We start from the raw sequence: 26,090 nt of genomic DNA on the forward strand, positions 1-26,090 counted from the left end.
ATCATTCGGGCAGAGACTTTCCCTTAGAAATAAAGCTGTGTAAGCTCGCCGTCAAACGGACTGGATTTTCAAGAGGTTACATCTATGAATTCTTCTTTTTGGAACTACTAATCGATAAAATGTACGTATTGCAGGAACCTCTTCAGCATAACCGCTGCCTGCGCTCTCGTTGCATACTCTGTCGGCGCGAAGCGTCCGTCTTCATTCCCTTTCATAATGCCGACTTCCGATGCTCGGATTACCGCCGCTTTTGCCCATGAAGAAATGGAGTCTCGATCCGTGAAAGCGGCCAGGCGACCGCCCTCTTGTCCATTGCCACCGCTTCCATGTCCGGTGAAGGCTAAGGCGCGGCCGATCAACACGGCCATTTGCTCGCGGGTAATCGGGTCGTTAGGCGCAAAACGGCCATCACCGATGCCGCTCACCAACCCGCTCGCCACCGCCGCATCAACCGCAGACGCATACCATGCGGACACAGGGACATCCGCAAAACGGGCACCGCTCTCGCTCTCCCTCACGGACAGCCCCAGACCGCGAACGAGCAAGGCCGTGAACTCCGCTCGAGTAATGGTTCCCGCTGGCCCGAAACGGCCAGCCGCCACGCCGTTCACCAGCAGCTTGGACGCCAGATGCTCTACATCCGCCTTCGCCCAGTATCCGTTTAAGTCTGCGAACTTTCGGGCCTGCACATCTACGACTGTGTACAAGCTGTTATGTGGCACGTTCAGAATCGCTTCCGTTGTACCGTCTGGACCGGTTTTCAGCTGTGCCGGAACAAAAACGATGGTTCCGTTTGCCGGGATATACTGAACGGCAACCAAGTTTCGGTTCGTTTTCTCTCCGTCCAATTTAATAGTCCGGATCAAGTACGATCCGCCGAAGTCGCGCACCTCCAACGTTTGACCGTTTGCTTCAGCCGTCACCTTGTAGTCGATGACGTTGGCGAATACAACAAAACCTTGGGAAATGCCAATCCGATCGATCTCCTGTCGAACATCCTCCCCGGCCTGCTCCTGAATGATGCTCACAGTCAAATCCGATACTTTCGCGTCAAGACGCTCCGCCAAACCGGTCAGATCGATCGCACTTACCCGCAATTGAAAGCTGGAGTTGTTCAGCCTCACCTCGATAATCGCATTCGGATAGTCTTTGGCCATATCCGCGATCCAGTCAGCCGGAAAACGGGTCTGTACCGCTTGCTCCCGATCGGCGATTTCAATGCTGACAAACGGTTCCTTCGCATCTTTCAGGAGTTCCAGCACTCGCTCTCTCGTCCGTTCTGAGAGAATGACCTGTTCGATCATAGTGCCGTCCGAACGCGTGACCCCTTCGATGTCGGTTGGATCGACAAGAACAGTAATCCCAGCACTCTGATTTATCTTCACGGTCGTCTCCAATGTGATCGGTTGATCGCCGTCATTCGACGAAGACGGTGTTGTGATGCCCGTGATGGTAATGGCTTTCACTGCTTCATTGCCCGCTTCGTCTCGGGCATATACGGTATAGTGGCCGTTGGCAGTTATGGTAAATTGACGTGCGGCCAAAATATCGGTTCCTTCCGTTCCTCCAGCAAAATCAGCCTCGCTAAGGCTTCCAGACAGCCAACGGAGCTCCGTCAGCGCATTACCCGCAGCTACTCCGTACACACTTGCCGTCACGCTGATCGCTTTACGTGCCAAACCGTTCGGTGCAACCGTCAGGGTAACATCGGGCGGTATCGCCACAATACGTATTCCGCTCGTGTCCGGTGCTTTGTACGTCAGCGAAGCGGCGGCCCCGCCGGAGGTGCGAACGATATTTGCGCCGTTCGGGAGCACAAGCGCAGCAGCAACTTCAATACCGTCCACATCCGCGATCCCGGCCGAAACTTCGTATTCGAAAGCAAGTTCCGTCAAAGCGGTGCCCTGCGCCCCCGTATACGAGGCATATACCGTCTGAGTGACGGAATCGTCTCCGACCATGATCGGAACGACCGGTGTCCCGGTTACGGTTACTTCGTATCCGTAAAGTACCGTAAAGCGAAGCGTGTCGCCCGTGCCGTACAAATCATTAGCCGAGGCGGTCAGTACCAACTCCACCCAAGCGGCTTTGAATTCCGCTAGAGCATTGCTCAAACTCGCAGCGGCCTCATCTAATAGAATCTGAGTTTGGTTTTCCGCATTGTCGGCAATAGCCTGCGCCGCATCTATTGCGGTCTGCAGGGCAGCGCGGTCGTCTGCAGACGTCTGCCCCACGTTGACGCCTTCCGGATGATCCGTCAATGCCTGCTTCGCCGCCGTAATCGCCGCGACCAGCGCTGTCGGATTGCCCGGTTGATGGACTGCGGCTTTGAAGACTTGAACCGCTGAATTCAACTGGTTTACAGCAGTATCCAGTTGATCCTGCGTGTAGTGGCTCGCGTTATCAAGAATCTGCTGCGCAATTCCGATGGCCGTCTCCAGCGCGGTGCGAGTTTCCGCCGACGTCTGCCCCACGTTGACGCCTTGCGGATGATCCGTCAATGCCTGCTTCGCCGCCACAATTACCGCGCCCAGCGCCGTCGGAATGCCCGGTTGTAGAACTGCGGCTTTGAAGACTTGAACCGCTGAATTCAACTGGTTTACAGCAGTATCCAGTTGATCCTGCGTGTAGTGGCTCGCGTTATCAAGAATCTGCTGCGCAGTTCCGATGGCCGTTTCCAGCGCGGTGCGAGTTTCCGCCGACGTCTGCCCCACATTGACGCCTTCCGGATGATCCGTCAACGCCTGCTGCGCCGCCGTGATCGCCGCGCCCAGCGCCGTCGGAATGCCCGGTTGTAGAACTGCGGCTTTAAAGACTTGAACCGATGAATTTAACTGGTTAACGGCAGTATCCAATTGATCCTGCGTGTAGTGGCTCGCGTTATCAAGAATCTGCTGCGCAGTTTCGATGGCCGTTTCCAGCGCGGTGCGAGTTCCAGCAGACGTCTGCCCCACGTTGACGCCTTGCGGATGATCCGTCAACGCCTGCTTTGCCGTCGCGATCGCTGTAACCAGCGAAGTTGAAATGCCCGGTTGTAGGACAGCGGCTTTAAAAACTTGAACCGATGAATTTAAATGACCGACGGCAGTATCCAGTTGATCCTGCGTGTAGTGGCTCGCGTTATCAAGAATCTGCTGCGCAGTTCCGATGGCCGTTTCCAGCACAGTGCGAGTTTCCGCCGACGTCTGCCCCACGTTGACGCCTTGCGGGTGATCCGTCAACGCCTGCTGCGCCGTCGTGATCGCCGCGCCCAGCGCCGTCGGAATGCCCGGTTGTAGAACTGCGGCTTTAAAGACTTGAACCGATGAATTTAATTGACCGACAACAATATCCAGTTGGTCCTGCGTATAATTACTCTCATTATCAAGAATCTGCTGCGCAGTTCCGATGGCCGTTTCCAGCGCGGTGCGAGTTTCTGCCGACGTCTGCCCCACGTTGACGCCTTGCGGATGATCCGTCTTTGCTTGCTTCGCCGCCGCGATCGCCGCGCCCAGCGCTGTCGAATTGCCCGGTTGATGGACAGCGCCTTTAAAGACTTGAACCGCTGAATTTAATTGACCGACGACAATATCCAGTTGCTCCTGCGTATAATTGCTCGCATTATCGAGAATCTGCTGCGCAGTTCCGATAGCAGTTTCCAGCTCAGTGCGAGTTCCCGCCGACGTCTGTCCCACGTTGACGCCCTCCGAATGATCCGTCAATGCCTGCTGAGCCGCCACAATCGCCGCGCCCAGCGCCGTCGGATTACCCGGTTGAAGAACAGCGGACTTGAAGACTTGAACCGATGAATTTAACTGACCGACGGCAGTATCCAATTGATCCTGCGTGTACTGGCTCGCATTATCAAGAATCTGCTGCGCAGTTCCGATGGCCGTTTCCAGCGCGGTGCGAGTTCCCGCCGACGTCTGCCCCACGTCGATGCCTTCCGGATGATCCGTCAACGCCTGCTGAGCCGTCACAATCGCCGCGCCCAGCGCCGTCGGAATACCCGGTTGATGAACAGCGGACTTGAAGACTTGAACCGATGAATTTAACTGACCGACGGCAGTGTCCAGTTGATTCTGCGTGTACTGGCTCGCATTATCAAGAATCTGCTGCGCAGTTCCGATGGCCGTTTCCAACGCGGTGCGTGTTCCCGCCGACGTCTGCCCCACGTTGATGCCTTCCGGATGATCCGTCAACGCCTGCTGCGCCGCCACAATCGCTGCGCCCAGCGCCGTCGGATTACCCGGTTGAAGTACAGCGGCTTTAAAGACTTGAACCGCTGAATTTAACTGGTTCACAGCAGTATCCAGTTGATCCTGCGTGTAGTGGCTCGCGTTATCGAGAATCTGCTGCGCAGTTCCGATGGCCGTTTCCAGAGCAGTGCGAGTTTCCACCGACGTCTGCCCCAAGTTGACGCCTTGTGGATGATCCGTCAATGCCTGCTTGGCCGACGTGATCGCCTCGGCTAGCGCTGTCGGATCGCCGGATGAGATAATCATGTCTTCAAATGTATCTATCGCCGTTTCCAAATTAGCGACAGCCGCTTCCAATTCGTCCTGCAGATATTGGGAGGCCTGATTGAAAATTTGCTGGGCTGCAGCAATTGCGTTCTGCAAAGCGTTGCGGTCTCCCGCCGACGTTTGTCCCACGTTTACGCCTTGCGGATGATCCGTTAACGCTTGCTGCGCCGCCGCGATCGCCGCCCCCAACGCCGCAGGATTGCCGGCTTGGACAATTTGCGCATTGAATGCCGCGATTGAAGAGGTCAGTGGGGTTGCGGCGTCAGCCAGGTCAGAGGCGACGGTGGCATTCTCGATTCCGTCGATAAAAAGCTTGGCTGCGTCATAGGCTGCAGACAAGTCGTTATAGGCATTCGCCGGCACTTGTCCTACTCCGGTGCCCAACGGGTAACTTTTCAACAATGACTTAGCGCTAGCAAGCGCTTGAAACAATCCCGTTCCGTCCACAAACGCATGTCCATTGTTCGCCGCATAAGCGGCTGCGGGAGAATTTGCAGTTCCAAATATTTTCAGATTGCCCGGATTACCCGCAAATACGCCTGTCCCAAAAGTTGTTGCATTGCCTAACACTGTTACGCTTGTCAATCTGTTATTATAGAACGAACTACTGGCGACATTCGTAACACCAGCCGGGATGACCAGTTTCGTAAGGTGATTGGTGTCGAAAGCCCCGCCATTAATCGTCTTCAGATTTTCCGATAATTTAATCGATGTCAAACTATTCATATAAAATGAATAGTTGCCGACCATCGTCACACTGTCCGGAAAAACGACGGTTGTAAGCGGATTGTTTTCGAAGGCGCTGGCGCCAATCGTTAACAAGCTGTCAGGAAGGTCTATGGAAGTGAGGCTAGTATAACGAAATCCATACGTTTGAATGACCTTCACACTGTTCGGAATCACGACGCTCCTAATTTTAGGTTTGCCCGTACCGTTCGTATCAAATGCTGATCTCCCAATCTCGGTTACAGCCGTCCCTTCGTACGTAGCGGGAATAATCACGTCCAGATCCGTGCCCCCGTAGCTCACAACCGTTGCTCCGTTGGAACCGACTGTAAAAGTAAAGTCGTTCTCGGCTGCATTTACAGCTCGAATCTGCGAGAATGAAGTCCCGAACGCAAATAATGCAATTAATAGGCATATGACTGAATTTTTCATGATTTTTCTCCTCTACTAAGCGGATAGGTTTCTGCAACTGCACAACTAATACACTTCATTATAGAGACGGCCAATAAAAGAATTATGAAAGAATCAGTCAAATTCGCGCAGTATCAAGCCTTGCGGAATTTTAACGTTTTTGTGAAGTCGACTTTCGAATTATGCCGTTTTATTTGCAAGTAATATTGGAGGCTCTTTTAGGGTGCTTTTGGCGAACGAATGAGGGAAAAACGAAGTCGGGATGAGGGAGGCAAATTAGTGTTTTAGCAAGCCGACGTGAAGCATTTAGCAATTCGTCGCCTACTTGGCACATCATTCATAATCAAAGTTGTTACACTCTCATGCGGTATATGTGAGAAAAAAGTTCACATTATATTGGGCTCAAAAAAAATCAGTGCTTGACGAATAAATCAAGGTTGAAAACGGAACACCTCTTTGCCCATCCTGTATGGTTGAGCATCCTGCCCAACAACAAAAGAGGAATAGAGCGATGCGAAATCCGTCAATCACAACAGTGAAAACTAGGAAGTCTTCCAACTACGGAAGGAGCCAGCCTCTAACGGTCACCGCTGACCTTTAGAGGCTGATTTTTAAATATTCCCGATTTTAAAGGTCATTTGTGGCTATTAGAATACGTTTTTCCCCTCAATCGCCCCTTTTTCAGCCTGTAAGGGGCATTCTTGACCGTTACAATCTCATATCGCAGCATTTCGGCTTCTAACGGACTATGATGACCGTCAAAGAACGTGTTCCCTTATGAAAAGCCGCTATATAGATGACAATTTCGTGGAATTTAACCGCCATCAATGAATTAGCTTGACTGTCAAGCGCTGATCAGTACGTTGAGCCTTATATTGTGTACGAGTAGATATTAATGTTTCCGCAGATGGGTTACGATTTTCCAGCACAATATCGAAGGCAGGGATTATTGCGTACTATACATGTATCGTTTATTTAATCATGAATTGAAATACGTTTAATTAAATCAAAAGGCATCCTACCTGTCCACGAAGGACAGATAGGATGCCTTTATCATTACTTATTAAATTAGTCCAAGCTCCTTCAGCAGCTTATAAATAACTGAAGCTGCCTCGCCTCTTAGCGTTGGACTTTGAGGTGCAAATTTATTACCTTCTCTGCCGATCATTAGCTCTAGCTTTCTTGCCGCATATACATCTTCAAACGCCCAAGCGCTTATGTTATCTGTATCTGCAAATTCAGCTATAGACTTAAGATCTTCCTCGGTCAAAGTTACATCCTTATATTTCTTAAGTGTTCGAATAATAATAGCTGCCATCTCTTGTCTAGAAACAACTCGCTCAGGATCAAAGCTAGTATCACTTACACCCTTAACAATTCCAAACTGTTGAGCGGTGGTAATGTATGCTTCATACCATTGGCCTGTTACATCGGTAAATGGACTTGCTGATTCATTAATTGGAAGATTAAGCATTCTTACAATTAGTGTTGAGAATTCAGCTCTCGTAATACCCATATTAGGATTAAAGTTTCCTTCGCTGTCGCCAGTAATAATCTGTCTTGCCGCCAGGAATTCAACGATATCCTTTGCCCAATGTCCATCTAGATCATTAAATATCTTTTTGTTTTCCATTAAAGCGATTGTTGCCGGGGAATCTAGTTTAATCGTAACCGTATGATTTTGAGCATCAATAATGCCACCAACAGATACCCAACGTTGTTCAACCTCATCGTACATGTAAACAGCAAGCTGATTCAAGTTAGTAATCTGACTTGGATCGTACTTCATTTGTACGACGATTTGTCCAGTCGCTGCATTGGAAACAGCTTCTATTGTATAGATGTTACCCACAATATTCATTTGTGGTTCCTTCTTAGACACAATCGTATTATCTTTGTTTTCTTTAATCACATAACGATCCTTCTGGCTATCCAAAATGACTACTGGCAATGCTGGCTCTACTACCTCTACTACCTCTTCTTCAACGGAGCTAGGATTACGTACAATTACCGTTCTCTTAACTTCAGATTGATTACCATTCATATCCGTAATCAGATAACGCAGAATGTAGGTTCCGTTTTGTGTTGTATCTACTAAACCTATTAAAATGACTCGACCAGTGATATTACCATCCTGATCATCAATAGCTGTTACACCTTGCTCCATATACGCGCTGCCTCTAGTTACATACACAGTACTAGGACCAGACAGGGTTATGACAGGCTTTACTGTATCCGTAATAATTGAATTGTGCTTATCATTCACGCTAGTAATGACTTGCGTGCTAAGCGAGGGATACGTATAACCGCCATTCGGCTTTTTATTAATAATGTCTTGAGCTACAGCGTTTTTATGAACATCAGTAAATACATCATACTTATTCATTGCTTCTTGATCAAAGTCCATATCTGGATCCTCAATAATGCTGCGCACTTCTTGGATCGTTATATTTTCTTTGTTCAAAATATGAACTAGCTCTGCTTGCTTCTGAGCCTTAGTCGCACTCATAACCGAGTAAATACTAAGATGATTTGTTAATAAGGTCATGTTGCCAGACTGCTGATCATAGCTGCTTCTAATATACTCCCACTCTTCTGAAGTCTCATTGAAGTAGAAGGTCATAAATTTCAGCTGCTGAGCAATGTTAGTACCAACAGAAATCGTTAATACGATATCCTCTGTTGTTTGAAAATTTTTAATTTCTTTTGTACGAATAACATTGCCTTGAGAATCTTCTTCGATCACTCTCATCTTAAAGTCGAAAACCTTATTATCGTAAATAGCAAAATTCGCATTCATTTTTTGAATAGCTGTTACTAATACTTGGTTTTCTGCTTGATCAACATCCACCTGCTTGATGACTAGCTCTAATCTGGCGCTTCCTGTGAATTGAGTTAGATCAAGGTCGCGAATCGGTATAACAATGGAAGCATTATCGGCACGAAGCTCCATTTTCGTATTTTGATCGTATGCTGTTTTCAGTTGATCCTTACTAATGCTAACTTGAACAGGAGCACCATTCTCAACTGACTGATTAACAACAAGTACGATCTTACCTGCCTTTTGCTTCTTAGCTTCTCGCAATGCATCTCTAACCTTATTATCTGTAGACTTTTGATCACCATCCACTTGAACAATTGTACTAGCTGGAACTGATGGTTTCACAACTGTAACGGTACGTTCTACTTGAGTAATGTTACCAGCTTGGTCTGATACTGTATAAATTAATGTGTATACACCAATCGTTTTAGTATCAATAAATCCACTCATCGTAACTTTATCAGTAATGTTGCCGTCTATGTTATCATTGGCTTGAACGCCCTGCTCTACATAGATTTGACCTTGTTCTACAATAACGTTTCTGCTGCCATTTAATGCGATGACAGGCTTAACTGGGTCTGCCATAACTAGCACAGTAAAGGTCTTCTCTAGCGTATATTCGCCCTTAGTAATCTTTGCTGTTAATGTTACTTCAGTATCTACCAAAGGAGGTGTAACTTTTCCGTCAACGGATAAAATATCCTTGTGACTGCTTGTCCACTCGATTTCGCTATCAAAAAATCCTTTATCACTTAGTGAAATATGAGTAGATACCCATTCAGGATGATCACCAGGAGCAAAGCCTAGCTCTAACGCAGCAGTGTCCTTATCAACAGATTCTTTGTCATAGTCCACTACAAACGTGATAACCGTACTATTGCCCGCAGCATCCGTTACGACAAAGGTATATTCCCCGTTCGCTTCAATCTTGGTGCCACTCTCAATCGGCTCGCCGTTTAATGTAGCCGCCCCTTCTCCAAAGCTTACCGTCGGGTATTCCTTGTAAATCTTATCATCCTCAATACCGTTTACCGCTGGAGGTATGTTATCAACTGTCACAGTCTTTTCACTAGCTAATGAAATATTCCCCGACTTGTCAACAACATAGATTTTATAATCTCCGTCCAGGGATGGTGTAACGATCTGAGTTGAATGACCAGAAGCTTTTGTCATCGTTGTACCTTCCGTAAACGAAGTCGTTCCGGCTGGTGCTAACCAAATTGTATCTTCACTATCATCAGAAGGCTGAATCGTAATCAACGTCTTGCCTTGAGCAAGGACATCTTCTTCAAGAACTTGATCTTGATTGATAGGCGCTGTCTTATCAATATTTACAACTTTTGTTGTAGTAACTTCATTACCAGCTCTATCTTTAACCATAATTTCAATTACGGTTTCTCCTTCTTCCGTAATGTCAAATGCTCCCGTGTATTCTACATATTCATCCACACCGAGGCTAGGAATTTTGTAGTATATAACAGAATTTTCGCCCTCATCCTGATGCTCTTCATCAAATGTTTTTGTAATGGTTACCGTTATATTCTCATTACTGAATGCTCTGTCAGGTGAGATACTTATCGTTGGGAATACCGTAAGCTCTCGATTAATAACAATTGTACGTACAGTAATATCACTAACATTTCCTACATTGTCATAGGTTCTCGCTTCTATTGTATACGTACCCGCTTCAGTAAACACTAGAGCTTCATCGTATTCCGTCCAATCTTCCTGAGCAGCGCCTGTTATACGATATTCTGTATAATCTACTCCTGATGCTGTGTCTTGACCAGGAGTGATTGAAATCGTGTAGTCACCGTTAAAGAAATCTCGATTAGGCTGAAGCTGTATACCAGGTGAAGTTGGCTTCTCCTTATCAATATTGGTAATTTGGATAAACTGAATGCTCTCATTGCCTGCGTAATCACGAACATAAACGGTATAAATACCATTCGTATCAACTTCAAAACTATTATCATTGACAGAGATACCATTTGCCATGAAATAGATAGCGATTTGAAGGCCATATGCATACTTCACTTTAGCAATCCCGCTGCCATCACTATCCGTAGCATCAATCGATATTAGTACCGAATCCTTCACCCAGTCTGTTGTATCTGGATTCAATGAATTAATCGTTGGCGCAATATTATCAACAACAATGGTGGCATTACTAGGCTCTGATACATTACCTGCCGCATCCATAATATAAATATGATAGATGCCGTCAGTTGTTGGTGCATGAATCGTATCATAAGTTCCTGGAACGCTCTTAATCGTAGTACCATTTGCGACTAAATCTTCTGGCGCTGTTCCATGCGGTGCTACAAAGATAGTCAAACCTTCACCAGCTGCTGCATCCAGTGTAATTACTTTATTGCCTTTAAGGACTTGATTACTGGAAAGTACATCATCCTGGTTAATAGGCGTAACGGTGTCTTTTTGAATGGTTTGCTCGATCTCTACACTTTCATTACCTGCTGCATCAATTACTTTCACACTAACCGTAATGGCTCCATCAGCTAAAGAGCTAATATCGCTAGGATCAATGCTCCAATTACCATTTCCATCAGCATATGTTGTAATAACGATTGTCTCTGAATCTTCATCTATGAACGTTACTTCAACTTTTGCATCTCGTTCAGCTGTACCAGAAACGATGAGCTGTTCAGCCTCGTATGAATTAATAACGTTGTCTCTAGCTATTGGTAAATGAATACTAGCCACATTAGGAGGCGTGTTATCTACAATGACTGCATGTTCAGAAGCATCGGATATATTGCCGTGAGCATCAATCACATACAAATAGTATGTTCCTTCTGCTAGAGGCGCTCGAATAGTATCGCTCGATCCATCGCCAACTAATTTCGTCATGGTCAAGCCTTCTTGAAAGCTTGTCGTACCACTAGGTGCTAACCAAGCTGTTTCTCCTACAGATGGTGCATCAGATGTAATTTCAATGCTTGTACCAGGTTTCACCGTTTGAGACTCTATACTCGGTCTATCTGGAGCTATCGTATCTATAGTGAGCGTGTCCCAAACAAAGTCTTCTGGCAATGCTAAATTCGCATTGTTATTATTTCCATCCTTAATCGTTCCACCAGCTAGTTGTAGCGCCTGTTCAGCTGCAATACGAATTTCTTCTGTATCGTCACCATCTTGTACGGTATATTCAAAGATTAACTCATTAGATGAGCTACCGCTTGAATAGGGTGCATAACCAGGCGTTGATTTGCCAAAATTCAGTACTAGCTCAGGCAAGCCCGTAACGTTAACATCCTCATCAAAAGTCACTTTAATAAGAATGACGTCTCCTGCTTTATAACGAGTCTCAGGATCAACAACATTAACACTAACAATATTAGGCGGTACTAAATCACTTACCGTAACCGTGAAAATTTGAACTGCTTTTTTTCCACTTGGATCAGTTGCTTCAATCGTAATATCAGCAGTTCCAGAAGCACCAGCAACGGGAGTAAAGCTAATTGTACGATTTTCATCCCTTCCACCAATTACAATACTAGCGTCAGCTATCAGCTCTTGATTAGAGGAAGTAGCTGTAACATGAATCAGATCAGCCCCAAAAATCTCATCACCTATCGTAAAGTCAATGACATCCGAAGGATCACTTATATTTATACTTTGATCTTCAATACTGCTTATGGTTGGAGCTGACTTTTCAACGACAGTGATCGTAAAGGTTTGCTGAACAGTCATATCACCATCATTAGCTGACAATGTGATTGTGACAACACCCGCTTGTCCAAATACTGGCGTGATAGATACAACTCTATCCTTTCCATTTCCAGTAACAACAATATTCTCATTAGGAATAATGGTTGTATTAGAGGAGGAGCCTACTACAGTTACACTATAAGGACCCGTTTCTTCATCTGTTACCTGGAATGGAATTTCTTTTGTTACTCCTTCAGTAACCGATTGATTGCCAATGCTAGAAATCGTAGGTTGACTGTTAGGAAGTATTTTCAAAAAGCGACTAAAGGTTTCTGACCACGTACCACTTTCATTTCTCGTTCTTAGTGAAATCTTATACGTACCCACACCATCACTAGTGAAATCAAGCTTTGGTGAGTTGCCTGTGTAGACAACATCATTATTTTTAGTTACGGTCCATTGCTGCTCTGTTATGTCCGCACTACGAGGATCATAGCTTGTATTCTCAATTTCTATCGTACTTTCCGGCCATACGAGTTGATTCGCACTTAGCTCAAAATCAGCAATTGGCTTTCCTGCACCTGACTGTGTCGATTGATAACGTGAACGAGCAGTACTCCATGTGCCTTGATAGTCCTTAACCATAAGCTGAATAATGTAATCCTGGTTAGGCACAAAGCGCTCAGGCTGGCCACTTGTCCATTCTTCATCAGTCGTAAGCTTCCACTTCCAAATCGCTTCTTCAATGCCATTATTCTGAGCTTGCGTATCGCGGTCATACGATAAATTCGTTAACGAAACCTCGTTATTACCGTTAACCTCAACATCGAAGCGACTCACTGGTTTTCTGTGCACATATAGCGTCTTCACAAGTACGTCTGAATAATAAATATCGTACTGTCCAACTTTATTGAAAATAGGAAGGAAGTCATCTAAGTACTGTCCGCTATATGGGACAACCCCTGTGTTATTATCATAAATGCTTGGGTCATGCTCAATTCTCCATTTGCCTTGTGGCCAATCCTCATCCTTCGTATTCGTAAGCTCGGAGGATGGAGAAACGATTAAATCGTAATTTTGACCAAGTTCCAAATATTCATTATTAGCTTCATTACGCGATTGATTCGCAATGTAATCAGCCATTGCTTCTACTTGCTGCTGATAGGTTGAACCCGAGCGATTAACAAACGTACCCTTATCGTTGTTTTTTCTAATGAAGGATTCCGCTTGATTTTGTGTTAAGTCATTCGTTCCCGTACCGTCAGTATCTTCGCCCCAGCCAATATAATGGATTTGGTCATTGTCCATTCTTGTCACAATCTCGCCTAGTGCAATGGAGTCATCAAAATCAGGCACCGTCTGGTCATTCAGGTTAACGATATACTTTCTAGCTGAAGGTCTCCAATCTGGTTCACGAAGAACCTCCATGAAATCCTTTGAAATAACCTCTACCTCTTTACCTGCAAAAATTGCTCCATTATTATAATGGAAATCCCAAGAATCCTGGTTACGCTTAAAGCTGCCAAAATAAAATTTATTAGGATAAGTTACATAGCCAGAATATCGAATAATTTCTTGTTTAACGTTGTTTATTGTTTTACGTAAGTACATAGTGGATGTTTCTGAACCTGAGAATGGATTAATGTATACTTTAAGCTCCACAATATTAGCTGGAATGGTGTCCAGACTTAACGAAATAATTTCCCCAACTCCGCCAGTTCTATCGTCATAGTCCAATGTGCTACCATATACTAATTTCTTTGAGTAGTATAGTTCATCCACTTTGCTAGTTGCATTCCAGAACTCTACATGAGCATCCATATCCTTTCCTGAGGCAGGCCAGTATAGATTAAGCTCAAATTTTCCTTCTAGTATGTTCGTTTCATTTACTTGTACAGATTGAATGTTAAGATTGCTGGCATTTACGCCTCTAAGCTCTAATGCACGCTGAAGATCCTCTTTGTAAGTATCAATATTTTGCGTAGAATTATCTACCGCTAGTACGACATCTACATCATAGGCCTTCTGTACATCAATTCCAATCTCAACTGCTTCTGCTGCGCTAGCATGAATTGGTATTGCTGCTGCAGAGATTAGCGAAACAATCAATGTGAAGCTAAGCATGGAAACTCCTAGCTTTTTCAGCCACCGTTTACTCACTAATTTCCCTCCTGTTGTTTAGATTTGCTAAAGCTATTCATCCCTTTAGTGCTTCTTTCCTATTTTACCACTCGATAATGGACAAAAAATAAACAAACGAAGAATTGCCAAATTAAGTATAGCCTGATTTCCAGGCATATGTGAACATAAAGTTGCAAATAAATCTATATTTTGCTTAACGGGAAAGGAAACTAGGGCTTATGAACTACGCAAAACTACTCTAGTAATCTAATATAATGCCGCAATCCTTATATACTATATAGATTGAACTGAAAAACTTTATACCTGAAGAAACAAGCGATCAATTATTACTTGAGGTGTTGCGGGCCAAGGTATAGGTGGCTTTTGTATAGCTTAAGCCTAGACGTGTCAACACCTTAGACACCCCTTTAAGGAAATAGGATTGATGGATCGGCTCACAGCAATGGTAATAACCGGATTAGTTAACTAAATCAAAGAATCCCGATGATGCAAATATGCTCATCGGGATTCTTTCTTGTTTATTTGATGTAATTGGACAGAAGAACTTAACTATAATGTAAAATCACCTTCAACCTTTATTTATCAGAAAATGCAAAAACTCCATTTTAAAAAAGATTGATCAATTAATTGAGCCTTTTTCAACTAATGCCCTCCGTTACTATAAGTACAATATTTCAAAAAAATTCTACTCTTTCCTATTGTAAAACTCGAAATTAAAAAGTATTTCCAACTTCCGAAGAACACCCAGATCGTGCATCTATATACCTCGCTAACCTGTTTGGTGGTATTCTCAAGTTTAGCGGATATAGATTTTTTGTACGCATTTTTGATTAAGAACAAGAGTTCGCATTTTTCTTTTCTTTTGAGCAAATATTTTGTATGATAAAAGAGAAGTGAATGATGGATGAGACGTTTGGATGTATCGACAAGTGGATGATTTTTTAAAGGAATGGGCAGTTGCTGTGAAAGGGACATTGCAAGTCTTGCAACAAAAGGCGCAGTATTACGTTTCTTAATTGACCACCAAACACATCACCGCGGCCAAATGATGCTGCTGCTATTACGTCAAGCAGGCTTTCCAGTACCGCCTGTGATGGATCCAACAAAATAAATGCAATACCGAAAAGATGCCTTCCTTGGTAGTGACTCCTTAAAGTTAGAGTTTTTATTATACGGCTGATTGGTTGGTTTGAGTTCGGTATACATTGGACTCAAGCCAGCCAATAAAAAGTACAAGAAGCACCCTCAGCGAGTACGTGAAATACATTTTTCTCCACGCCTTCTTTTCCCCTCCAGCTTCCACTGTAATATAATAAAAAAACTAACTAGAGGTAGGTGCGAACAAGCATGATTCAATTAACAAACCGCCAGGCACGGCAATTTCTGTTGTTGAAGCATGGACTTTTGGGCAAATATAAATTTAGTGGGAAGCAGGGCGTATTGGATTTTGCTCGGCAGGTCAACTGTATTCAATACGACCCCATCGATGTTTGCGGAAAAAATGCCGAATTGGTGCTACAGTCGCGAATTAAGGGATTTACCAAGGGAATGCTCGCCGAGTTGCTTTATGAGGATAGAAGCCTTGTCGATTATCCCGACAAGAACCTGGCCATTATCCCTGTCGAGGACTGGCCGTATTTTGAGAGATACAGGCAAGCCGCCCGACAACATGCCGAACGCTATCCCGAAATGGAGGCGTTGACAACGCAAGTACGGGCTCATATCCAAAATCACGGTGCGCTAAGTTCGAATGATTTAAAATTGGATGGAGATTTCTCTTGGCAATCGGTCATCCATTGGAGCGGTGGAAACAATTCATCTCGATCGGTGCTGGAACAGATGTATTCGACGGGTGAGCTGATTATCCATCATAAAAAAGGAACACGTAAATATTACGATATCGCCAAGAAGTACATACAACCAAATCTACTGAATGCATCAGAGCCGTTGGAGGATGAGCTTGAGCATCATAAGTGGCGGGTACTTCGTCGAATTAGCTCTGTTGGTCTCTTATGGAATCGTGCGTCAGATGCATGGCTGAACATATGGGGGTTGAAAGCAGCACAGCGTAACGAAGTTTTCCGCCAGCTATTACAGGAAGCTCACATTGTTGCTGTTGCCGTGGAACAAATGAAGGATATGCTGTACTGCCTCGCGGAGGATTTACCGCTTATTGAAGCCGTTCTGCAAAATCAGGAGCCGAAATTGCGTTGCGAGCTTATTGCCCCGCTAGATAATTTCATATGGGACAGAAAACTTATCAACGAATTGTTTGACTTCGATTACACCTGGGAGATTTACACTCCTGCAATCAAACGAAAATTCGGCTATTATGTACTGCCTCTATTATATGGAGAGAGCTTCATTGGACGAGCCGAGATAATCGCGGAGCGAAAAACTAGAACGCTCGTTGTTAAAAACATCTGGTACGAGAAAGGTGTGAAGCAAACAACACAATTGCGAACAGCCTTGAACAGTTGTTTCCAAAAGTTTGCGTTATTCAACGGGTGTGAGACGATTTCGGCAGAGTCTATAAACTGATATTCCCTGTATTTGTATAGAGATAATAAAGTTGTTTAATTCGTTGCCGAATCTTCAACTTTTGCCCCTTACCCTAATTCTAGCTGGCACGCTACCAGAAGACAGGAAGAATTCTCGTTTAGATTCTTCCAAAAATTCATAAAAAATCCGTTTTCATCTCAACTGGCTCATTCGTTTTTGGGTTTGTAGGATGTTTAAGACCTAATCCATCTGCAATGACAATTGTTTCCTCAAACGGCAATAAAGGAAATTGTTCTCGAATAGTTCCTCTCTAAATCAGAAAGAAACTCATATTGTCTTGAAATTTTTATTCCTTTCAATTCAAATCTAAACATCCATTACGATGCTATTACTGTCCATATTAAGTGTTATTATGGCGTTTGCAACCAAATAAATAGCATCCTGAGTAAAGCGATGTTGTAAACTTTATCTTTGGAGTATATCCCGATAAAATACGCTCTATTAAAGATTGATATTGCATATATTCTTCGTTCAAATGTTGTATATTCATATCTTTGTCTAGCTGCGTCCAAACTTCATTACATTCGTCTTGCTCACTACCTTCAATTTCTAACTGTTTTTCTTCCATCGCTATTTTCAGCTTTTCTTTAGCAGCTTCCATTCGATTAGTTTTAATCAAAACATATATGTATTCTTCAACCCAACTAGGCTGCTTATAATATTCATTCCAACCTTTTTCGAACCATAATATTGACTCATTATATTCATTCATTTCATAGTAAAGTTCTGCTACTTCAACATTACCTACGAACTCATCATCTGTTTCATTGAATGTTTCCAAGACCTTTTTCGCTCTAATATTTTCATTGAGTTCAATTAAACATTTTATATGAGAATACAAAGAATAATCCGATTCAGATTTCGAACCCTTCAGAAATAATTCTGAAGCATCCTGCAATTCTCTCAAATGATATTTAGCAATTCCCAAATTATTAAAAGCTTCAGGAGTAGGCATTATTTTAATGGATTGTGTTAATATATCTGATGCCTTCCTCCACTCATTTCTTTCAACATATATCTCACCTAACAAATTATATGGAAAATAAGAGGATGGAGTCATCTGTAACACTTCATTTAATAACTCCTCTGCAATTTGACTATTGCTCTTCTCGTGATAATAAATCCAAGCAAGGTTAGTCAAAGATTGAATATCTCTAGATTCTTTCACCGCTAGTTGAAAGGTTTTTAAAGCTTCTTCAAAATGATTCATCTCATATAGTTCTAATGCTCTTTGATTGGTATTCAGAATACACAACCTCCAATAAATGATTTTTCTATACAGTTTATTGATTTGATCAACTATTCTGAAAATATAAATTGTAATTTTATATCGAAACTAAGGGAGAGAGCATTCTGAATACAAAAATGACTCTTAAGAATAAATATATTCTTAAGAGCCATTATTATCAAACATAAATACAAATAATCAATCTTTGTTCTACAGTAACAATCTTTAATATAAATTATCGAACTTTGTTTTAAAGCTACACAACTATCGCTATTATCTCCTTCCCCTACTCCACCGTAACACTCTTCGCCAGATTCCTCGGCTTATCCACATCGTGGCCTAGCGCCAGGGAGGCGTAATACGACAACAATTGCAATGGTACGACGGCAAGCGCTGGCGTCAGCAGCGGAAGCGTCCGCGGGATGGCGAATGTCTCGTCGACGGACTTCGCGATCTCTTGCTCGGAGCCGCTATTCGCTATGGCAAGCACATGAGCACCGCGAGCCTTCACTTCCTTGATATTGCTCATCGTCTTCTCATAGAGCGCTTCTTGCGTCACCAGTGCAATCACCGGTACGCCTTCTTCGACTAAGGCGAGTGTGCCATGCTTAAGCTCGCCAGCCGCATAAGCCTCAGAGTGAATATACGAGATTTCCTTCAGCTTCAGCGAGCCTTCCTGTGCGACAGCATAATCGACGCCACGACCGATAAAGAACAAGCTCTTATGATGAGAGATGAATTCCGCTATCTGCTTCAACACCGGTGCCTGCTCCAGAATTTGCTCCACTTGCTCCGGCAGAGCGTGGAGTCCCGCGATCAGCTCTTCCACCGCAGCCCGCTCCTGCGATCCCAATACTTCTGCAAGATGCAGACTGAACAGATAGAAAGCGATCAACTGCGACGTATACGCTTTGGTCGAAGCGACAGCAATTTCTGGTCCGGCCCAGGTGATGATGACATCATCCGCCTCGCGAGCGACCGAGCTGCCGACAACGTTCGTAATTGCCAGCACTCTGGCGCCCTTGCTTCTTGCTTCACGCAGCGCCGCCAGCGTATCCGCTGTCTCACCCGATTGGCTGACGACAATGACCAGCGTATCCGGGGTAATAATAGGCGAGCGGTAGCGATATTCAGAAGCGACATCTGTCTCGACAGGAATGCGCACGAGCGACTCAATTACCGACTTGCCGACAAGTCCGGTATGGTAGGCGGTGCCGCAAGCGACAATATGCACCTTGCGAAGCGATTTTATATAATCTTCCGACATCGATAGCTCTTTCAATTGTACGGACTTGCCATCATCCGAGATTCTGCCGCGCATCGTGTCGCGGTAAGCCTTCGGTTGTTCGTATATTTCCTTCAACATGAAATGATCGAATCCGGCTTTCTCCGCTGTAACAATATCCCAATCGACATGAACTATTTCCTTGGAAATAGTTTCGCCGCCGGTCGTCATCAGTTCGACACCACTCCGTGTCAATACGGCCATTTCGCCGTCGTTCAATATATACACATTCCGCGTATGCTCCAAAATAGCGGGAATATCCGAGCCGATAAAATTCTCGCCTTCGCCAATGCCGATAACTAACGGACTTGCGAAGCGGACCGCAACGAGTCGTTCCGGCTCGTATTCCGTCAATACGCCAAGCGCGAATGCGCCGCGCATCCGTACAACCGCACGTTGCACCGCTTCGACAATATTACCGTTGTATTCGTCAGCGACAAGATGCGAGATGACCTCCGTATCCGTCTCCGACACGAATACATGGCCTTTAGCGATGAGTTCATCCTTTAGCTCCAAATAGTTTTCGACAATGCCGTTATGCACGACCGAGAACTTGGCGGAATTGTCCGTATGCGGATGGGAATTGACATCCGATGGCTTGCCATGCGTCGCCCAGCGCGTATGCCCGATGCCGACAGAGCCTTCCAGCGGCTCACCCTTCAGCTTATCTTCGAGTACGGCTAGACGTCCCTTCGACTTCTTGATCTCAAGCCCGTTCGACGTGAAAACAGCAATCCCCGCAGAGTCGTACCCCCGGTACTCCAATTTCTTCAGACCTTCCAGCAAAATATCCTGAGAGCCGCGTTTACCAATATATCCTACGATACCACACATAATTTAATAGACCTCCGTCATCGGTATATTTCCCCGTCCAACGGATGCCCGCCTATGCGCAGCCAAGGCAGCTATGAAGTTGTCACATATTTATTCCTATAAGTCCATGCTGGAAGAGAGGTATCCCGTCAGCGCGGTACCTATATTCCATGAACGTCCACTATAAAAAGCGAAAAAACGTGTAACTCTCCTGCCCGAGCCAGCCCCACAGGCGGCATCGCAGACATAATGGGAGCAAATAATTGCAGCAGCCTGCCGCACGTTTGTCAGATCAGTCGCCCGATCGTTTTGCGTTACGGCTTACGGTTGGCTTGCTATATACCGGAAGGTCCCCGCCGAAGACTTCGAACACCCTCACCTCGTCAGCTTCTGTATGAATGATACTCCACGGCACTTCTCAGAGCCGCATCCCCCATCCATCACAAAAGCTCTGGCGCTTGTGAATCACTTATAACCTCTATCCTCACTTTCCTTCTTGAATCATACTACCTATCATATTCATTTTACGGAACTCGCGCAACCATTTTCTGAAAACAAACCAGAATCAACGAAAACCCATTTCTTGTAACAGGTATTGCCATTTCCGTATTTCTTATGCTATGATTTAACTAAATAATAATTGTGAAAATAATCACATAATTGAATTAACAATTCATGCGAATTGATAATCGATCCGTATTTATCATCGTTAACTGCCTTAGCTAAATATCACTGCACCCAAGTATGTGAAATTTTTCTCAATACATATCCTTTACAACAGACCATTCATTGAAGGAGATGATCGTTTGAAGCAAATCGTCATTTTAGGCGGAGGATACGCTGGGCTGTTATGTGCGCTGACTGTTCGGAAATTTGTCTACGATAATGAAGCTGTCGTCACCCTGATCAACCGCTCCCCCACCCATCAACTCATGACCGAGCTTCATCGGCTTGCAGCCGGCAATCTGCCGGAACAGGCTGTCGCTCTGTCGCTCACAAAACTTCTCAAGGGCAAGCGAGTTCAGCTTGTCACAGAAGAAGTCACCGGCATCGATACGGAGCAACGCGAAGTACGGACTAACGGCGGCGACTACAGCTACGATTATCTGGTCATTGCACTGGGCAGTCAGACGGCCTTTTACGACATTCCAGGTCTGGAGAAGCATAGCTTGCCGTTGAAATCGATTCACGAGGCTAACCGAATCCATGCACATATCCGTCAATCCTTAGCCCGATACAAGAAAACCCGTCAGCAAGCCGATGCAACGTTTATTGTAGGCGGTGGCGGTCTGAGCGGCATCGAGATGATGGGCGAGATAGCCGATATGCTGCCCAAGTGGTGCGACGAATATCACATTGAGCCGGTAGAGGTGTCTCTGCTTGTCATCGAAGCCTCACCATCCATCCTTCCGGGATTCCCCGCTGAGCTTGCGGCGAGAGCCATGACGAGCCTGGAACGAAGAGGCGTGGAATGCATTGTCGGAGTTCCGATTGCCTCTTATCATTATCCTGTCATTCTGCTGAAAAACGGACAGTCGATTGCGACTCATACATTGATCTGGACCGGCGGCATTCAAGGAAACCCCGTTGTGGCGAGCTCGAACATCGAGACACAGCGCGGACGCGCCATCGTTAATCCCTACTTACAATCCACATCCCACAACGATATCTTCGTGGCGGGCGACAGCGCAATCTGCTCCCAGGATAATGGTCTTCCGCTGCCGCCATCGGCTCAGCTTGCCTGGCAGATGGGAGAAGCGGTCGGCTATAACCTGTACGCCGTCATGAATGACATGCCACTCCAGCCCTTCAAGCCGGTCATCTACGGCAAGCTGGCCAGTCTGGGCCGGAAGGACGCCGTGGCCACGCTAGGCAAAAATGACAGGCAGTTAAAAGGGCTTCCCGCTTCCTTGATGAAAGAAGCCAGCAAAGCCAAATATTTGACCCATATTCGCGGACTCCAAGCTTATTTGCATTAAGGCTGCTGTACGCTTCATTCTAAGCCAGGCTTTCCCACTACGACCATAGGTGCGATTAAATCAATAAAGGACAGCAGAGCGAAGCATCATGCCTCCCCCTGCTGTCCTCTTTTATCTATACAAATAAGCTTAACCTAATTCACGTTTCACCACGTTAGCGATCTGGTCCACATACGCTTCCACCTGATCTTTATCCGGACCTTCGGCCATAACACGGATCAGTGATTCTGTACCGGATGGACGCACAAGCACGCGACCGTTGTCGCCCAGCTCCGCTTCCACCTGCTTCACAGCTTCCTCAATCGCAGTATTGCCGTTGTACAAGCTCTTGTCAGCTACGCGCACGTTCACCAGCTTTTGCGGGAACTTGCGCATCAAGCCTTTTAGCTCACTAAGCTTTTTGCCCGAAGCTGCTACTGTCTCAACAAGCTGCAGTCCTGTCAGAATACCGTCGCCAGTCGTAATATAATCCAGGAAGATGACATGGCCAGATTGCTCGCCACCCAGATTGTATCCGCCACGGCGCATCTCTTCCATGACGTAGCGATCGCCAACAGCTGTCTTCGCTGTCTTCAGGCCGATGCTCTCGGTGCCCTTGAAGAAACCGATATTCGCCATAACGGTAGTCACGATCGTATCCTGAGCCAGCTTGCCATCCCGCTTCAAGCGATCGCCAACGATGCAGAGGATGAAGTCTCCATCGACTTCCTCGCCCTTCTCATCAATCGCAATCAGGCGATCGGCATCGCCGTCGAAGCTAAGTCCGAGATCAGCGCCGTACTCCAATACTTTCTCGCGCAGATATTCCGGATGCGTCGAGCCGACGCCTGCATTAATATTGCGACCGTCAGGCTCTGCGCCGACAGTCGTCACGTCCGCTCCAAGCTCGCGGAAGATTGCCGGAGCAAGCTCATAAGCCGCGCCGTTTGCGCAGTCCAGTACAATTTTCAAACCGGAGAAGTCGCCTTTCACCGTTGTCTTCAAGAACTCCAGATAACGCTGTTTAGCATCTTCATCGATCGTCACAGTACCGATATCTCCGCCTACCGGACGAGGAAGCTCGTCCTTCTCTGCTTCCAGCAATGCCTCGATCTCAAGCTCTGTGTCATCAGACAGCTTGAAGCCGTCGCCCGCAATAAATTTAATGCCGTTATCTTCTACAGGATTATGTGAAGCGGAGATCATTACACCGGCATCCGCACCCAATTCCTTGGTCAAATAAGCGACAGCAGGTGTCGAAACAACGCCTAGTCGCACAACGCTTGCTCCAATCGACAGTAGTCCGGCAATAAGCGCCGCTTCCAGCATCGGACCCGAGATACGGGTATCCAGACCGATGACTACTTTCGGCTGATGAGCCGATCTTGTCAGGACGTAGCCTCCGCAGCGTCCAATCTTATAGGCCAGCTCGGGCGTAAGCTCTTCGTTGGCTACGCCGCGTACGCCGTCCGTTCCGAAATATTTCCCCATATGAATGTTTCCCCTCTATCCCCAATATTGTTGCATTCCTACTACGAATAACGTATAAACGGGCTATACAGTTGCGTCTTCTTTTTTCCAAGCTATTAAATGATTCGACGGAGTTCGACGATTTGCGTCCACCAGCGCATGCTGATTCCCGGACTTGTCACCGCCAGAGCGTGCATTTGCATTGCCTGACCCGCTTCCGTTATTACCCGGAGTAGCGCCCTCTGAGCCCTCATCCGGCGGATCGACCGGCGTGCCGCCAACCTCGGTATCCTCAGGATCATTGCCATTCGACACGGTCGGATCCATAATCTCGATTGTCGCGCTAAGCGATTGACCATCCCCCAGAACAGGCTGTACATAGGGAGGCAATTCTAGCTCCAACGCAATTGTATGTGTCCCTGGGTCAAGGCCGGCAACCTTCGCAACAATAGCGACATCATCCAGCACCACATCTGCAAGCACAGCCTCAGCGCCGCTAATCTCCAAATCCATCGTACCGCTCGCAGGCGTTAGAATTTGTGCGGTCAAGCCCGGTCCCGTGCCAGTTATCGAGATCGGCACATTAGACAGCTTCTTGGTCGTAGCTACCTCAACTACGATCGTAAGCTCTATCTCTCCCGGATTGACAGCCTGAATATGGTCAACAGGCGGTGCCTTCACCTTAATCGTGCCTGATTGCTTCACCTTCGACAGATCAAGCACAGCGCCGTCATAGATGGATATCGCGTCCAGGTCCTCTTGCGAGGCATAGACCGTTACGAAGTCCACACTAGGCTTCACAGACACAAGACTCATATCCTCAGGGAGTTCTCCCGAATACCGAAGCTGCAATGGGACTTGCTTGAATGGGAGCGTCACCTTAACCTCAGCATGAATCGTAGAGGGCTTAACAATCGCGCCTGTGATCTCCTGCCCTTCGGTGTCATAGACGACAAGCTTTGCCTTCTTGTTCACGACGGTTTTATCTGCATTCGACACATCTATCGACGCTGCAACCAGACCAACCTTGTCCATATCATCCTTGGGCAACGTAACCTGAACGGCGCTGCCGCCTTCAGACACAATCTCCGGTCCGCCAAGCACAAAGCCCGCGGCCACATCGCCTTCTACCATCACTTGTGCATCAAAGCTCTTGGTGACGATCTCCTCGATCCGCACGGTCACCTTCCTTGGCGACAGCTCCACTTCCTTGATGCCTCGCGGCAGCTTGACGATGAGCGGCAGCTCCTGTATTCCCGGCTTCAATCCAGCCAAGTCCACATTCACAATATAGTCCGAGTTGGAAGCCGCGTACAAGCTTGAGATCTTGCCCTCTACTACGATTCTGGCCACGGTTGGTTCCATAGCGGATAGTACGTACTTCTCCTCATCCAGCCCGATAGGAACAATCGTAGCCGCTTCGATAATCTTCGTATCTATGCTGGAGGTCAAGGACTGTGGTGACGTCTCCGGGTCGATATGTACAACGGCAAACAACAGTATGCCTAGCAAAACAGAAATGATTTTCAGCGCAGTAGGATGACTTAGCCATTTATCCATGTCATTCTCCCTTCCGCTTCCATAACGCAGCGATGCCGCGCTTCTCCTTGTCCTTGCCGTTCACGGTCGGCGTCAATTCTTCGAACAGCTTGGAGATAAGCGATTCTTCGTTGATATCCCGGACGATCATGCCATTAATCGAGAGCGAGACTTGACCCGTCTCCTCCGATACAGCGACGGACAGCGCATCACTGACTTCGCTGACCCCGATAGCGGCACGATGTCTAGTACCGAGTTCTTTGCTGATAAAAGGATTCTCCGATAGCGGCAAATAACAGCCCGCCGCCATAATCTGACTACCGCGAATGATGACCGCTCCGTCATGAAGCGGCGAATTCGGCGTGAAGATGTTAATCAGAAGCTCCGATGTAATACGAGATTCCAGCGGAATGCCCGACTCAATCAGCTCAGTCACACCCGTCTTCCGTTCGAAGACGATCAGCGCCCCCACCTTCCGCTTCGCCATATGCTGCACAGCACGGATAATTTCCTCTAGCTGCTCACTAAGCGCATTCCGCTCCAGCGAAGACGTTCGGGAGAACAGATTGCCCCGGCCAAGCTGCTCCAGCGCGCGCCTCAGCTCCGGCTGGAAGATGATCACGACTGTAATGATCCCCCATGTGAACATCTGGTTCATCAGCCACTTGAGCGTATAAAGATTGAACCATGTGCTGATCGCCCATGTGGCGACCAGCACGAATATGCCCTTCAGAAGCTGCACCGCACGTGTACCGCGAACAAGTAAAATCAATTTATAAATAATATAGCTAACGATGCCGACATCGATAATATCCTTTAACCAATCCTGCCATGTCGAATCTGTAAAGTAGCTCATACGCCAACCCCCAACTGCAGACCACGTCAGTATGTCTATAATCGCGTTTCAACTTTATTATTTTCTATATCGGGGATTGGAAATCCTTTATTTTAAAATTAT

Annotated in this window: 9 protein-coding genes and 2 pseudogenes; 3 read left to right on the top strand and 8 right to left on the bottom strand. The window is 46.2% G+C overall.

Translation table 11 applies throughout. The annotated features are described in order from the left end of the window. Positions 1-107: 107 nt before the first annotated feature. The gene (locus tag DX130_RS23125) at positions 108-5,663 is read right to left on the bottom strand and encodes an S-layer homology domain-containing protein (protein WP_116049420.1); all 5,556 of its coding nucleotides are present in this window, start codon (positions 5,661-5,663) and stop codon (positions 108-110) included. A 1,042-nt stretch (positions 5,664-6,705) separates the two neighbouring features. Then, positions 6,706-14,295: an S-layer homology domain-containing protein gene (locus tag DX130_RS23130; RefSeq protein WP_116049422.1), complete on the bottom strand. Its 7,590-nt coding sequence runs from the start codon at positions 14,293-14,295 to the stop codon at positions 6,706-6,708. A 973-nt stretch (positions 14,296-15,268) separates the two neighbouring features. Between DX130_RS23130 and DX130_RS27125 the strand changes: the two are divergent. Further along, a pseudogene (locus tag DX130_RS27125) lies at positions 15,269-15,388 on the top strand (DinB family protein); the annotation flags it as partial. A gap of 236 nt (positions 15,389-15,624) precedes the next feature. Then, complete coding sequence (locus DX130_RS23140; RefSeq protein WP_116049424.1) at positions 15,625-16,818, top strand: winged helix-turn-helix domain-containing protein; 1,194 nt, start codon at positions 15,625-15,627, stop codon at positions 16,816-16,818. Positions 16,819-16,957: 139 nt separating this feature from the next. Here DX130_RS23140 and DX130_RS27350 read toward each other — a convergent pair. The 3 genes and pseudogenes from DX130_RS27350 to glmS all read right to left on the bottom strand — a co-directional run. Continuing rightward, positions 16,958-17,138 (bottom strand): annotated as a pseudogene (locus tag DX130_RS27350) (heteromeric transposase endonuclease subunit TnsA); the annotation flags it as partial. Between the two features lie 41 nt (positions 17,139-17,179). Further along, on the bottom strand, positions 17,180-18,049 hold the full coding sequence (locus tag DX130_RS23150) for a tetratricopeptide repeat protein (RefSeq protein ID WP_133297967.1): 870 nt from the start codon (positions 18,047-18,049) through the stop codon (positions 17,180-17,182). A 304-nt stretch (positions 18,050-18,353) separates the two neighbouring features. Beyond that, complete coding sequence (gene glmS / locus DX130_RS23155) at positions 18,354-20,186, bottom strand: glutamine--fructose-6-phosphate transaminase (isomerizing) (RefSeq protein WP_116049428.1); 1,833 nt, start codon at positions 20,184-20,186, stop codon at positions 18,354-18,356. A gap of 785 nt (positions 20,187-20,971) precedes the next feature. Here glmS and DX130_RS23160 point away from each other — a divergent pair. Next, a complete protein-coding gene (locus DX130_RS23160; RefSeq protein WP_116049430.1) occupies positions 20,972-22,144 on the top strand; it encodes an NAD(P)/FAD-dependent oxidoreductase in 1,173 nt (390 codons plus the stop codon). Between the two features lie 129 nt (positions 22,145-22,273). On the opposite strand, the gene glmM is transcribed toward DX130_RS23160, so the two are convergent. The 3 genes from glmM to cdaA all read right to left on the bottom strand — a co-directional run bounded on the left by glmM (position 22,274) and on the right by cdaA (position 25,988). Continuing rightward, positions 22,274-23,614, bottom strand: a complete 1,341-nt coding sequence (gene glmM / locus DX130_RS23165; RefSeq protein ID WP_116049431.1) for a phosphoglucosamine mutase — start codon at positions 23,612-23,614, stop codon at positions 22,274-22,276. Between the two features lie 63 nt (positions 23,615-23,677). Next, positions 23,678-25,153: a CdaR family protein gene (locus tag DX130_RS23170; protein WP_116049433.1), complete on the bottom strand. Its 1,476-nt coding sequence runs from the start codon at positions 25,151-25,153 to the stop codon at positions 23,678-23,680. Between the two features lies 1 nt (position 25,154). Further along, on the bottom strand, positions 25,155-25,988 hold the full coding sequence (gene cdaA / locus DX130_RS23175; RefSeq protein WP_116049435.1) for a diadenylate cyclase CdaA: 834 nt from the start codon (positions 25,986-25,988) through the stop codon (positions 25,155-25,157). Positions 25,989-26,090: the final 102 nt, after the last annotated feature.

The sequence above is a fragment of the Paenibacillus paeoniae genome (assembly GCF_003388735.1).
Classification (GTDB): Bacteria; Bacillota; Bacilli; order Paenibacillales; family Paenibacillaceae; genus Pristimantibacillus; species Pristimantibacillus paeoniae.